We start from the raw sequence: 12,779 nt of genomic DNA, 5'->3' as shown, positions 1-12,779 counted from the left end.
ACGGTTACGGGCAAATAAGCGTGTTGTACGCGGTGACGAAGATCAGAAAATCCTGATCATCGACGAAGCCGTCGCCGTTCAGGTCGGAAGGACACCCCTCGGGATATCCGTTCTCGAGCGTGGGGCAGACCAACTGGTTATACGCCACGACGAAGAGTGAAAAATCCGCATCGTCCACGAGCGCGTCGTTGTTAATGTCACCGGCACAGTATTTCTGGAAGTCGACGTAGCCCAAGTATCCGCAACTGAAATTGTCGCCGGTGTAGATCACGCGGCTCGATCCGTTCGCCGGGTTGAGCGCGAAGATTCCCTGAGAAGCGGTCCACAGCAGCTCACCGGTTCCGATCGGGGAGAAGCCCCGGGGATTCGTCACGGTGATGTCGGGGAGCAGGATGATCGTCGAGAGGCGCTTCACGAACGCGCCGTTCGAAGCGTTGTAGACATAGAGGCCCGGAAATGCGCCCGTGAATCCGACCGCGACAATCCGGTCCTGTCCGCTTTCGTTCCAGCGCCCGATCTGCATCGGGAAATCAATGAGGCTCGATCCGCTCCAGACTCCGCCGGCCGCGCCGATCGATCCCGACGACTGGAAACGGTCGAGCCGGTTTTGCTGAATGTTGGAGGTGACGATCCAGTCGGTGTTCAGCGAGTAAACCGCAAAGGGATCCTCGGCGGAAAACGAGGCGAGGAAGTTTCCCGCCGAGCCGAGGCGCACGACGCCGCCGCCGCTACCGATGTTTCCGCTCGCAACCCAGACCTCTCCATTGACAACGCACATGCCCCGCGGGTTGTTGACGCTGGAAATCGTTCCGAGAAACCTGGGATGCTCGACCTCGGCTGAAAAGCGATAGATCGAATTCGACGTCTGATCGCTGACCCAGACCTCTGACCCAATCTGCATGGCGTGGCGCAGCAAACCGATCGTTGAAGAGTCCACATCGTCGCTGAGATCGAGCCAGCGTCCCGCCGGCTTGGTTGCGAACGCCGTCAGCGATCCCGATGACGGATTCACGCTGATGATCAGCAGGTTTGCGTTGTCCGGAGTGACAACCGCGCTGCCGACAGCGCCGGCGCACACCGTGCGGAGAGACAACAACAGCAAGCCGGCGATCAAAGGCCTCAGCATCAGCACCCTTTGTGGTTCGCTCGAGAGATTCCTCGGCGTTCAATTCCCTTTCCGCGTGCGAAGGCGCGAAGGCTGCATCGAACTTCAGTCCTTGGCGCATTCGTGCGTTGTATTTATCGAACCTGAACCTCAGCCATTTCACCGATGCGACACCCGGAACGAGTTTTTCCGAGTCGCCGAGAGATCGTGCCGGAATTCGATCGTCCGATAACTAAATCGCGGTGTCCGCGATACCCAAGCCGCCCACCACGAGGCTCACGAGGCTGTTCATGGTGAAGAACGCGGCATCGAGACCGGCTTTCCCCCGTCGCGCGAGAATCAGATGCTCGACGATGAGAAGCGCTGCAACCAGGGCGATTCCGCCTCCGAATGCTGGACCAAGCCGGGGATCGAATCGCCACGCCTCGATCAGACAAACGACGGCGAGGCCGTGCAGCGCGCGGCTGATCCAAATGGCCGTGCGCACCCCGAGTCGCGATGGAATGCTGAACAGGCGTTGGCGCCGGTCTTCGTCCACATCCTGCAGCGAGTAGATGATGTCGAAGCCGGCAACCCACAGCGTCACCATCGCGGCGAGAAACCAGAGTGCGGCGCCCGAGTCGGCTGCAACAGGGCCGGAGGCCGCCGCGGGAAGTCCGAGCGCGGCAGGTTCGATTGCGATTGCGGCGGCGAGCGGCGATGCCGCGAGCGAGGTCCCGAGAAAGAGGTGGCAGGCCCAAGTGAATCGCTTGGTGAAGGAGTAGAGCCCGATCCAGAGAAGCACAGGAATCGAAAGCACGAGCGGCCACGGATTCGCGAACGCAAGCCAAAAGATCGCGGTCGTCATGACGAAGAGAGCACCAAGCGACAGCGTGAGCGCCGTGCCGAAACGCGGAGAAAGCCGGCCCGAAGCAAAGGCGCGCCGAGCTGTGCGGGGATTCTGCGCATCGAGCGTGCGATCCGCGAGCCGGTTGATCAGCATGGCCCAACTTCGTGCAAGAAACATGCAGACCACGACCAGCCCCAGGGCGACGCCGAATCGGAGCCAGGGCATTTCGTGCGGGCGAGCGAGGAACGCGGCGAGGAGCGCGAACGGCATCGCGAAAATCGAGTGAGAGAGTTTGATATCCCCCGCGGCGATCGCGAATCGATCGACAACTGCGCTTCGAGGTCCGGCCGAAGTTTGAAGCGAGGTGCTCATTCGCCGGCGGGCTTGCCGCCCTTTCTCGGATCACTTCCCGCTTCGTAGCGTCCGGGAGCGATGGGGGATTTCCGGATGACCTGGATAACGCACTCGGATTTTCCGAGATTGAGTTCATGTCCGCGAGATTCGAGTCCGGCGCGCACCGTTTGCTCTTTCGCTCCCGCGCGCTCGTGCGAATCGGCGATCTCCGGTTCGATACGCAGCACGTTGGGCATCCACTGATGGTGAATGCGAGGCTGCGCGACCGCCTTCGACGCCGGGATTCCATAGGTCACGCAATCGAGCAGAACCTGCAGCGTTCCGGTGATGATCCATGGCCCGCCCGATCCGCCAACGACGAGTTCAACCGGCGAAGATGTGGACTCACCCGCGAGCACGATGGTGGGGCACATGCTCGAGAGCGGCTGCTTGCCGGGAGCCGGGAGATTGCGCTCGTCTTGCCGGAGTCCAAAGGCGTTCGGTTTGCCGCGGCGGGTCGTGAAATCGTCCATCTGATCGTTCAGCAGGAAGCCGAAGCCGGGGACACAAACAAGAGACCCGAAACTCAGATTGATCGTTTCGGTGCAGGCGACAGCGTTTCCCCAGGAATCGACGGCACTCAGATGGCTTGTGCCGGCGTCGCTTGTTGCTTTGTTGTCGTTCTGCGGCAGATGGCTTCCGTACGAATCAATCGGCTGCGTGCGCGTCATGTCGATGCGGGAGGCGAGCTCGCGGGTGTTGCTCTGGCTCGTGAGCGCGAGCAGGGGCACGTTGACAAACGTCGGGTCCGCGAGAAAGCGCGAGCGATCGGCAAACGAATGCTTTAGAGCCTCGGCAAGAAAATGGATCTGTTCACTGCCGGCGAATTCGAACGAATCGAACTCTCTCCGCCTTGCTTCGATCATTCCGAGTGTCTGCACCAGCACGATGCCGCCGCTCGAAGGAGGCGGAAACGCGTAAACACGCCTTCCTTGGAATACCGTGGAAAGGGCGGGCAGCTCGCGCGGTCGATACGCGGCCAATTCTATCGCGGAAACTTCGGCGCCGCCCGCCGCGAGCACGCGCCGGATCGCGGTGGCGATTTCTCCTTTGTAGAACGCGCTCGCGCCGTCGCGCGCGATGAGCTTCAGCGCACGCGCCTGTTCGGGCTGTTTGAGAATGTCGCCCTCTCTGATCGTTCCGTTCAGAAGGTAGATCGTGCGAAACTGAGCGAAACGGCCGCCGTCTTTGAGCCCTCGGGCGACATTGGGTGAATTCGTGGCGCGAATGTAGTCCGCGTCCACGGCGAAGCCCGCTTCGGCGGCACGGATCGCCGGCGCGAGCACGGTCTCCCGGGGAAGCGTCCCGTACGTTGCGAGCGCCTCGAGAAGACCCGCGACGGTGCCCGGGATCGCAACGGCGTGCGCGCCCATCGTCGACGCGCTCGGATCATTCTTCAACCTCGGATCGGTCTCGAAAAAATCAGCCTTTGCCCATGCGGGCGCGACTTCGCGGTAGTCGAGGGCGACGGTGCGAGGCAGGCCGTCGATCTTCGGATGCTTCTTGAGATGGATGAGCATGAACCCGCCCCCGCCGATCCCGCAGGAATAGGGCCGAACAACCGAAAGCGTGAAACTCGCGGCAACGGCGGCATCGATCGCATTGCCGCCTCTTTGAAGCATCTCGAGCCCGGCCTGCGAGGCGATTTCCTGATCCGCCGCGACGACGTGCTTGTACGTCGGTTCCGCGCCGGCCCTCAGGGATGAGCGCGGCGCTGCGGCAAGTCCCTGTTTCCCGGCGAGTTGCGTCTGAGCGCAGGAAGCGAGGAGGACGCAGGCAAGGGTGGGCAGAGCCAATCGACGGAACATCGGCGAAAGGTAGCCCGCAAGCAGGGTGTGGAATTCAGAGCGCGGCGCGACCCCATATTGTTGTGCATGTTGTTTCAGCGACGGAGCAGCCGCTCCCGCTATCAGGAATATCTGACGAAGCGCAAGGATCCGGCGTGGGCCAAGCTCGACGCGGCGGAGGCGACCGGCCAGAGGCAGCGCAAGGGAGCGCGAGGGCGCGGCTTCTTTGAGCTCTTTCGGCTGTTCTGGAAGCAGATCCGGGAACATCGCAAGACGGTGGTCGCGGCACTCGGAACCGTCACGCTCGCGACCGGCATCGGTCTGCTCATGCCCGCGAGCACGCTGATCACAATTGACTACATCGTCACCGATCACCCCGGACCTTCCGGCATACCCGAGGTGGCGCGTCGCCTCATCGCGGCGACAGGCGTCAACATCGACTGGAGCTCCATCGAAAAACTCGATCGGGTCCGTTTGCTGTGGGTGCTCGGGTTCTTCATGGTCGTTCTCACGATGATCAACATCGTGGTGTGGACTTGGGGACGCTGGCAGATGACGCGACTCACGAAGCGCGTGCAAGCCTCGATGCGGATGCAGGTGTTCGAGCACGCGTCGAGACTCCCTCTTCACCGGATCTACCAGCTCAAGACCGGCGGCGTCGTGAGCATTCTCCGCGAAGATGCCGGTGCCGCGGCGGAGCTTCTCTTCAGCCTCCTCTACAACCCCTGGCGAGCGATTGTCCAGCTTGTCGGAACGCTCGCGATCCTCGCGCTGGTTGATTGGCGGCTTCTGGTCGGCGGGATGCTGCTCATTCCGGCGGTCTGGCTGAGCCACCGGACGTGGATCAACCGCATCCGACCGATCTATCGCGATATCAAGATCACCCGCACCAGCATCGATGCGCACAGCACCGAGGCGTTCGGGGGCATGCGCGTGGTCCGCGGATTCTCACGCGAGCTCTCCGAATCCGGCCGATTCACCAAGGCCGGGCACCTCATGTCGCGCCAGGAGATCCTGGTCTGGTGGTGGTCGCGGATCCTGGAGATGGTCTGGTCGCTGCTCATTCCTGTCGCGAGCACGGGCGTGCTGGTCTACGGAGGCACGCAGGTCATCCGCGGCAACCTCACCATCGGCGAGGTGATGATGTTCACGAGCTACTTGCTCATGCTGCTCAGCCCGCTCGAGACGCTGACCAATACCGCGACGGCGGTTCAGACGAATCTCGCGGGATTTGATCGGATTCTCGATGTGCTCTCGGAGCCGGGCGAGTTCGGCGACGACGGACAGGAGGGCAAACTCCAGCTCGATCGCGCGAAGGTGAGGGGGCACATTGCGCTCGAGCACGTGTCGTTCGCGTATCCGATTCTGCAGGCCAGGAGCAAGTCTTCGGGCGCAAAGGGCGACCAAGCCACGCCCGCCCCCCGCGCGGTCCTGAAAGATGTTTCGCTCGACATTCGCGCGGGTATGACCGTCGCGCTCGTCGGCGCCAGCGGCAGCGGCAAGACCACACTCTGCAATCTGATCGCGCGATTCTTTGATCCCTGCGAAGTACCGGATGAGGAAGCACCCGGCGGCAAATGGCCCGCCGGCCGGATCATGCTCGACGGCGTCGATCTCAAGAACATCGATGTGCGATCCTTCCGCAGGCTGCTGGGAATCGTCGAGCAGGACGTTTTTCTGTTTGATGGCACGATCGCGGCGAACATCGCGTACGGTCGGCTGGCCTCCAGCGGCAACGGTTTGGTCACCGAAGAAGAAGTCATGCAGGCCGTGAAGCGTGCGGCGGAATCTGCGAATGCCGCGGAGTTCATCGACAGGCTTGAGCACGGGTATCAGACGCTGATCGGCGAGCGGGGAGTGCGGCTGAGCGGCGGGCAGAAGCAACGGCTCGCGATCGCGCGGGCGCTACTCGCGGATCCCGCGATCCTTATTCTGGACGAGGCCACGAGCAACCTCGACGCCGAAAGCGAGGCGCTTATTCAGCGGAGCCTCGGAGTTCTGATGAAGGGCCGCACCTGCTTCGTGATCGCCCACAGATTGAGCACCATCCGGCACGCCGATCTCATCGTCGTGCTCGAACAGGGCCGGGTCGTGGAAACAGGCACGCACCAGCAACTGCTGGCGTTCGAGGGCCGCTACGCCGATCTGCTTCGAACCCAGCTCGAGGCCCATTCGCCCGACGCCGCAAGGGGTATCCGCGAGGACCTCGCGGAATCCAGGCATTTATTGGGCGATACCGCGGCCTCCGGCATTTCGGAATGAACAGGTTCTACAAATCCGATGTATCATGGTGCCAATGGTCCGCGTCGGGGTCATTTTCGGCCTCCTCTTCCAATCGCTGCTGCTGCTTTGGTGCGCGGCACCGGCGTCGCTTGTCGCCGCGACAGCAGGCGGATGTTGCGAGGTTGAGACCGAGTTCGAAGAAGAAGCGACTTGTTGCCGCGAACCGGCCAACCTCGCCGATGAGGCGGTCGGGGCTGAATGGCAAACGGTTCGCGCGACGCGCGAACGTTGCTGCGAATGCCCGCTGACCGTCGAAGATCCGCGCGTTCCGGTGCGCCCGGAGCGGCGTCCGGTGCTCGAACTCTTCCGGCTTTCGGGATTGTTTGTTTTAACGCCCGTGCTGAATATGCCGGAGCGGATCGGAGCCAGAATTGCCAGCGTCCCGGCGATGGTGCATCCGCCGGATTTCGCGGGTCGATTTGCCTGCGAGAGATTCTGCCGCTGGACGATCTAGAGAGCCGCGGCATTCACACGTTGTGTATCTGCAATGGCCCGCGCGCAGTGCGCGCAGCCACCGATTCAAATACGAAGCGGAAGCCGATGCGCTTCCGCTACACGAAAGGACTTTGATATGAACGCACTATTGCTTGCTGTTTCAACCGCCGGGCTCGTTCTGTTGTCGCCGGCGCCGCAGATTGCGAGCGGTACCGATTGCTGCTGCTGTTGCTGCGGTACGTCCTGCCCGTGCAGCGACTGCTCTTGCAGTACTGGATGCTGCGCTTCCAGCGATTGTGCCGGCTCAGGCTGCGCCGGAGCGCAGAAGCAGAAATCGAAGTGTGCTGCCGCCGGCTCCTGCGGCGGATAACCCGGTTTGAGCGTCCGGGGCCCGGTCACTCCGGGCCTCGGGCCTTTGATTGCGTTATGATTCATGTGTGCGTTCTGATTGATTTCACCCAGGCCCCGGCGATTGGCCGCGAGGAATTCCGGAAGGAAACAGCGCTTGAAGACTCTCTTGAAATTGGCCTTGCTCCTGTCGATTTCCCTCGCACTTTCCGCGGTTGTCACAGGATGCACTTGCAACGAGAAATGCGACGACGGCGATGAGTGCTGCGAAGGCGAGGGAGCTTGCTGCAAGGGAGGCGGCGAGTGCAAAGAAGGCGACAAGGCCAAGCCTGTCGCCGGGGGAAATCAGCAGTCTTCGGCTCCAGTCAACACGACCTGCCCGATCGGAGGCCACGATGCGGATCCGAATCTGACGGCGTCGTACCAGGGAAAAACGATCGCGTTCTGCTGCGACGATTGCAAGCAGGAGTTCCTGGGTATGAACGACAAAGGAAAGTCGGAAATCTTGGCGAAGGCGACGGAGCGCTAACGGGCCCTTCACGAATGTGTCGCTCGACGGTCCGTCCGGATAAATCCCGACGGGCCGGTTGCTTTTTGCGGAAATACCGAAACAGGGCGCCTCAAAACCGCTCGCTGCTGACATAATGCTGGGAGAGGTTGCCCGTCAATCGGAGGTATCGATGGCACGCGGATGGTTACTCGGCGTTGTGTCTTTCTCGCTCGTGGTTCCGATGGTTCGGGCTGATTCCGAACGCGTCTGGTCGCTCGCCTCGCCGGCCGATATCGCCCGCGCGAACGCGGCAAGAACTCTGCCGGATTCGGGCGCCGTGTATCGACTGGATCGTGCGGCGCAACAGGCGGTTCTTTCGAAGGCGCCGCTCGAGTTTTCTGCGGCAGCCGCGCATGCGCCGATCGTGATGCTGCCCCGGCCGGACGGACTGATCGAGGCGTTCGAAGTGGTGGAGTCTCCGATCATGGAGCCGCCGCTCGCGGCGAAGTATCCGCAGATCCGCACGTATTCTGCCCAGGGAATCGATGATCCGGCCGCGACCGCGCGCCTGTGCCTGAACGAACTCGGATTCTTCGCGACCGTGCTCTCGCCGGACGGGGACTACTCGGTTGCGCCGTCTGATCTCGGCGCCGACGCCGTCTATTCGAGCGCCTTCACGAAGAATCAGGTTCCGCCGAGTTGGGAATGCGGAACGACGGGCGAGCCGGTTGAGACGCCGTTGAATGCGGTCGCGGCCGTGACCGGTGACAAACTCCGGACCTATCGCGTTGCCGTTTCGATGGACCCGCAGGTGTGCGTGAACGTCTGCGGCGGAACGGTCGCCGGCGGGCTCTCGGGTGTGACCACCGCCGTGAACGCGCTGAACGCTCTCTGGGAAAAAGAGTTTTCGATCCGTCTGATTGTGATCGCCGACAACGACCAGATCATCTTTACCAATACGGGATCGCACCCGTTTGATACATCCGGCAGGACGGAGATGATGCAGAGCAACGGGACGGTGCTCAGCACATACGTCGGCCTCAACAGCTTCGATGTCGGACATGTTTTTTCCCGTTTCGGAGGCGGTGTCGCCAATCTCGGTGTCGTGTGTACCGGAAACAAGTCCAACGGGCTGACCGGCATTTCCAGTTTCTCGACTTTCTCGAATCCGCAGACCTTCTATCACGAGATGGGACACCAGTTCAACGCGCCGCACAGTTGGAACGGCGCGGGTGGTTCTTGCACGGCCGAGCAGTGGTCGGGAAGCGCCGCGTACGAGCCCGGCAGCGGATCGACCATCATGTCGTACGCGGGCTCCTGCAGCCCGGACAACGTGCAGAATTTCCGCGACAATTACTACAGCCAGGGAAGCGTGCAGCAGATCACCGATTTTTCTGCGTCGCGCACCTGCTCGGAGATCATCACAACCGGAAACGGCTTCCCGACCGCCCAGACCTCCGTGATCAATCAGGCGCCGATCCCGATCGGCACGCCCTTTGAACTGACGGGCTCGGCCACCGACCCCGATGGCGACACGCTGACCTTCACATGGGAGCAGCGTGACACGGGGCAGCGCCGGTCGCTCTCAGCTGGCGACGCCGGAAACGGTCCGCTCTTCCGCTCCTTCCCGCCGAGCACAACCGGGAACAAGCGAGTTTTTCCGAAGCTCTCCACCGTGCTGACCGGGAATCTGTCGGGCTCTCTTGGCGAGATCATGCCGACGACGACTCGGTTCATGCGGTTTCGGATGACGGCACGCGACAACCGGGCGGGCGGCGGCGGACAGAACTACACCGAGGCCCTGATTCGCTCGTACTCCGCGAACGGACCGTTCAAGATCACCGAGCCGAACACGTCCGCTTCGAAGTCCGGTGCTGCGGTGATTCGTTGGCTGGTCGGCGGCACGCAGACTTCTCCCTTTGGTCACACCAAGGTGAACATTCTGCTTTCGACGGACGGCGGCAACACTTTCCCGACCGTCCTCGCTTCGGACACGCCGAACGACGGCGTCGAGGCGGTGGCGCTCCCGCAAACGGCGACCAATTGCCGCATCCGCGTGCAGCCGGTCAACGCGATCTACTTTGACATTTCGGATGCGAGTTTCTCGATCACGAGCGCACCGAACGCGGCCCGGCTCGAATCAGTTTCTCCGGTCAGGATCGACGACGCGTTCGCGAACGGAAACGGCAACGGAATCGCCGAGCCCGGCGAGTCGAAACTACGGGTGTACCTTGATGTTCTCAGCAGCGGACTGGTTTCCGCCACCAACGTTCACGCGACGCTTTCGACAACGACTCCGACAGCGACGGTGCTGCTCTCGCAATTGGACTATCCCGACATGCCTCAGGGGAGTATGGCGGCGGGGATGCTTCCCGCGGTGATCGCCATCGACCCGGCGCATCCGTGCGGCACTCCCATCGCGCTGAAACTGGTTGTGACCGCGAGCGAAGGAAACTGGACGTTGAACTACTCGCTGCCCACGGGAAATTCGGGCGTCTGTGTTCCCGCGGCGAGCTTCTGCCCGGGCGATTTCAACAGCGACGGCTTCGTCGATGACGCGGACTTCGTCATCTTCGCCGGCGCGTACAACGAATTGACCAATCCCGCGGGCGACCTGACGGGCGACACGCTCACCGATGATCTGGATTTCGTGGAGTTTGTCGCCGGGTACGACGCGCTGATTTGTCCGTGACGCTGCGTGAATGTCTCGCAGAAAAATTGGGGATCTAGGATTCGAACCTAGACTAAGTGAGTCAGAGTCACTCGTGCTACCGTTACACCAATCCCCAGACAATCCGGCCGATATTTCAAGGGGCAATGGTACGCCCGAAACCGGGCTCGGCAAGCGCCGAGAGCCGGGCGAGGCCGGCTCGTAAGACCGTTCCGACTTCAACCATGGCGCACGCATCCGGGTACGCCTCACCCTGTAAACTCGCGCCATGCACAACGGAATTTGCGTCCGGGATCGGTGTCGCGCGGCGGTCGCGGTTGCCGCCTTTGTTTTTGTCAGCTTTGGAAACGCTTCGATCGGCGCGGGTGAACCGGCGACGAAACCCGCATTTGTGCCGACACACACCGAAATCGCAGACCGCTCGCCGAAGGTGCTCGCGCTTCTGGATGAATACTACGACTTCACGATGCGGACGAGTCCCGAGGGGGCGAGCACCAAGGGAGACCTGCGATTCAACGATCAACTGAGCGACATGAGTGCGGGCGCAATCGCCGAAGAACGAGGGCAACTGAGGTCCTTCCTCACTCGCATCAGAGCGTTCGATCGCACCGGTCTCGCGGAAGCCGACGCAACCGACCTCGATCTCCTCGAGTACACGATCGGCGTCGCTCTCGATTCCGCGCGTTTCCTTTCCGAGCAGCAGCCGATCACGGCGCTCTCCGGTCCGCACATCGAACTGCCGCAACTCTATTTGTCGTTGCCCCTGCAGAACGATGCACTGCTCGCCGACTACGCGACTCGTCTCGAAAAAATCCCTGTTCTCATCCGGCAGCACATCGCGAACATGCGTGACGGCTTGAACGCGGGCCGCGTGCCGCCCAAAGTCATTCTCGCCAAGAGCGTCGAGCTCACGCGGGGCCTCGCGGGCGATGATGTGATCGCCGATCCTTCGCTCTCTCCGTTCTACGCTCCATTTCGCGCGCGCCCGACGAACGATCCGCTCTCGGCCCGCGCCGCGAGAGCCGTCCGCGAGCAAGTCGTGCCCGCGTTCCGCGAGCTCGCCGATTTTCTCGAAAAGGAATACATCCCAAAGTGCCGCGACAGCGTCGGCGCCGCGCAGGGGCTCGATGGTCTGGCGGCATACGAATCCAATCTCCGCCGCGAAACAACCACGAATCTGACGGCCCAGCAGATCCACGAGATCGGCCTCAAGGAAGTCGCGCGGATCAAGGCCGAGATGATGCGTGTGATCGACGAGACCGACTGGGCCGAGAAGGACAAGTACCAGGGCGAGGAACCATTCGCCAAGTTCGTCGAGTTTCTCCGCACCGATCCGCGCTTCTACTTCACCGACGAGAAATCGCTTCTCGACGGCTACAAGGTGATTTGCAAGACCATCGACCCCGATCTCACTCGGCTCTTCGGTGTTCTCCCCAGGCTTTCGTACGGAGTGCGGCCCATCCCGCGGTTCGCGGCGCCGAGCTCTCCCGCGGCATACTGCTACCCCGGTTCGATCAAGTCCGGCGTTCCCGGCTACTTCATGGTGAACACCTACGACCTCAGCCAGCGCCCGCGCTATGGCATGTGGTCGCTCTCGCTCCACGAAAGCGTTCCGGGGCATCACTTTCAGCTCTCGATCGCGGATGAACTCCAAGGGCTTCATCCGTATCGCACGCAGATCCAGTACACGTCCTACGTGGAAGGCTGGGCGCTCTACAGCGAAAGTCTCGGCCTGGAAATGGGAGACAGTCCGCGCACGAAAGCGAATCCCGAAGCGCGAGGTGTCTACGCCGACCCGTACGACTATTTCGGGCGGCTGAGCGACGAGATCTGGCGTGCCTGCAGGCTCGTCGTTGATACAGGCATGCACGCGATGGGCTGGACGCGCCAGCAGGCGATCGACTACATGCTCGCCAACAGCGCCGGCACCGAGCTCGACACGGTGAGCGAGATCGACCGCTACATTGGCTGGCCCGGTCAAGCCTGCGCGTACAAGATCGGCGAACTGAAGATCCGCGAGCTGCGATCACGTGCCGAAAACACGCTCGGTGATCGGTTCGATGTTCGCGCTTTTCATGATGAGATTCTGGGCGCGGGCGCGTTACCTCTGAGCGTGCTCGAGAAACGCATCGACCGCTGGATCGCGAATCAGGTGAAAGAAACAGTTCAGCCGCCGAAGGGCAGCGGCGTCGCGCGCCCGTAGGGGCTGTTCTGCCGGTTTGCAGCCTCAGCGGGCCTCGGTGCGGGGGTGATCATCGGCGGCGGAACTGGTGCCGGCGTGGGGAACGCCTTGTGGTCACCGGTCGTGCGGCGGGCCCGGACCTCGTCGATCGAGCGATCCAGCTTGCCCAGAATCGCCTTGACTTGACTGAACGATTTTTCGGTAGGACCCATACGCACCGCCTCCATGCAGGTACGCGTCCATCGGTTCACGGACA

10 protein-coding genes and 1 tRNA gene are annotated in these 12,779 nt (G+C 62.1%); 5 read left to right on the top strand and 6 right to left on the bottom strand.

The window, feature by feature from the left end:
• Nucleotides 1–4 precede the first annotated feature (4 nt).
• From KF691_14430 to ggt, 3 genes are all read right to left on the bottom strand, one after another.
• On the bottom strand, nt 5–1,126 hold the full coding sequence (locus tag KF691_14430; GenBank protein ID MBX3390640.1) for a hypothetical protein: 1,122 nt from the start codon (nt 1,124–1,126) through the stop codon (nt 5–7).
• Nucleotides 1,127–1,337: 211 nt separating this feature from the next.
• Complete coding sequence (gene ubiA, locus KF691_14425) at nt 1,338–2,306, bottom strand: putative 4-hydroxybenzoate polyprenyltransferase (protein MBX3390639.1); 969 nt, start codon at nt 2,304–2,306, stop codon at nt 1,338–1,340.
• Nucleotides 2,303–4,135 (bottom strand): gamma-glutamyltransferase, encoded by a 1,833-nt coding sequence (gene ggt, locus KF691_14420; GenBank protein MBX3390638.1) that lies wholly within the window; start codon nt 4,133–4,135, stop codon nt 2,303–2,305. Before ggt ends, ubiA begins: the two co-directional genes overlap by 4 nt.
• 66 nt (nt 4,136–4,201) lie before the next feature.
• Between ggt and KF691_14415 the strand changes: the two genes are divergently transcribed.
• Together KF691_14415 and KF691_14410 are read left to right on the top strand one after the other, a co-directional pair.
• The gene (locus KF691_14415; GenBank protein MBX3390637.1) at nt 4,202–6,376 is read left to right on the top strand and encodes an ABC transporter ATP-binding protein; all 2,175 of its coding nucleotides are present in this window, start codon (nt 4,202–4,204) and stop codon (nt 6,374–6,376) included.
• Between the two features lie 34 nt (nt 6,377–6,410).
• Nucleotides 6,411–6,851 (top strand): hypothetical protein, encoded by a 441-nt coding sequence (locus KF691_14410; GenBank protein MBX3390636.1) that lies wholly within the window; start codon nt 6,411–6,413, stop codon nt 6,849–6,851.
• A gap of 65 nt (nt 6,852–6,916) precedes the next feature.
• Here the strand turns inward: KF691_14410 and KF691_14405 are convergent, their stop codons facing one another.
• A complete protein-coding gene (locus KF691_14405) occupies nt 6,917–7,267 on the bottom strand; it encodes a hypothetical protein (protein MBX3390635.1) in 351 nt (116 codons plus the stop codon).
• Nucleotides 7,268–7,337: 70 nt separating this feature from the next.
• On the opposite strand from KF691_14405, the gene KF691_14400 reads away from it, so the two are divergent.
• The gene (locus KF691_14400) at nt 7,338–7,709 is read left to right on the top strand and encodes a hypothetical protein (protein MBX3390634.1); all 372 of its coding nucleotides are present in this window, start codon (nt 7,338–7,340) and stop codon (nt 7,707–7,709) included.
• Between the two features lie 151 nt (nt 7,710–7,860).
• Nucleotides 7,861–10,362 carry a hypothetical protein gene (locus tag KF691_14395; protein MBX3390633.1) on the top strand — a complete coding sequence of 834 codons (2,502 nt, stop codon included), beginning with the start codon at nt 7,861–7,863 and terminating at the stop codon, nt 10,360–10,362.
• Between the two features lie 26 nt (nt 10,363–10,388).
• On the opposite strand, the gene KF691_14390 is transcribed toward KF691_14395, so the two are convergent.
• A tRNA-Gln gene (locus tag KF691_14390) sits at nt 10,389–10,459 on the bottom strand.
• Between the two features lie 150 nt (nt 10,460–10,609).
• On the opposite strand from KF691_14390, the gene KF691_14385 reads away from it, so the two are divergent.
• Nucleotides 10,610–12,544: a DUF885 domain-containing protein gene (locus KF691_14385; protein ID MBX3390632.1), complete on the top strand. Its 1,935-nt coding sequence runs from the start codon at nt 10,610–10,612 to the stop codon at nt 12,542–12,544.
• Here the strand turns inward: KF691_14385 and KF691_14380 are convergent.
• A complete protein-coding gene (locus tag KF691_14380; GenBank protein MBX3390631.1) occupies nt 12,508–12,735 on the bottom strand; it encodes a hypothetical protein in 228 nt (75 codons plus the stop codon). The two genes, KF691_14385 and KF691_14380, sit on opposite strands and share 37 nt — an antisense overlap.
• Nucleotides 12,736–12,779 lie beyond the last annotated feature (44 nt).

This window comes from Phycisphaeraceae bacterium (assembly GCA_019636555.1).
In the GTDB taxonomy this organism is placed as follows: domain Bacteria; phylum Planctomycetota; class Phycisphaerae; order Phycisphaerales; family UBA1924; genus JAFEBO01.
Note: the sequence above shows the minus strand (reverse complement) of the source record. Positions and strands in the feature narration are given on the sequence as shown.

Excerpts from the sequence above, each read along its gene's own strand:
- ubiA (MBX3390639.1), bottom strand. The coding sequence starts at position 2,306 with ATGAGCACCTCGCTTCAAACTTCGGCCGGACCTCGAAGCGCAGTTGTC.
- KF691_14380 (MBX3390631.1), bottom strand. The coding sequence starts at position 12,735 with ATGGGTCCTACCGAAAAATCGTTCAGTCAAGTCAAGGCGATTCTGGGC.
- KF691_14415 (MBX3390637.1), top strand. The coding sequence starts at position 4,202 with ATGTTGTTTCAGCGACGGAGCAGCCGCTCCCGCTATCAGGAATATCTG.
- KF691_14410 (MBX3390636.1), top strand. The coding sequence starts at position 6,411 with ATGGTCCGCGTCGGGGTCATTTTCGGCCTCCTCTTCCAATCGCTGCTG.
- KF691_14405 (MBX3390635.1), bottom strand. The coding sequence starts at position 7,267 with ATGAATCATAACGCAATCAAAGGCCCGAGGCCCGGAGTGACCGGGCCC.
- KF691_14395 (MBX3390633.1), top strand. The coding sequence starts at position 7,861 with ATGGCACGCGGATGGTTACTCGGCGTTGTGTCTTTCTCGCTCGTGGTT.
- ggt (MBX3390638.1), bottom strand. The coding sequence starts at position 4,135 with ATGTTCCGTCGATTGGCTCTGCCCACCCTTGCCTGCGTCCTCCTCGCT.
- KF691_14430 (MBX3390640.1), bottom strand. The coding sequence starts at position 1,126 with ATGCTGAGGCCTTTGATCGCCGGCTTGCTGTTGTTGTCTCTCCGCACG.
- KF691_14385 (MBX3390632.1), top strand. The coding sequence starts at position 10,610 with ATGCACAACGGAATTTGCGTCCGGGATCGGTGTCGCGCGGCGGTCGCG.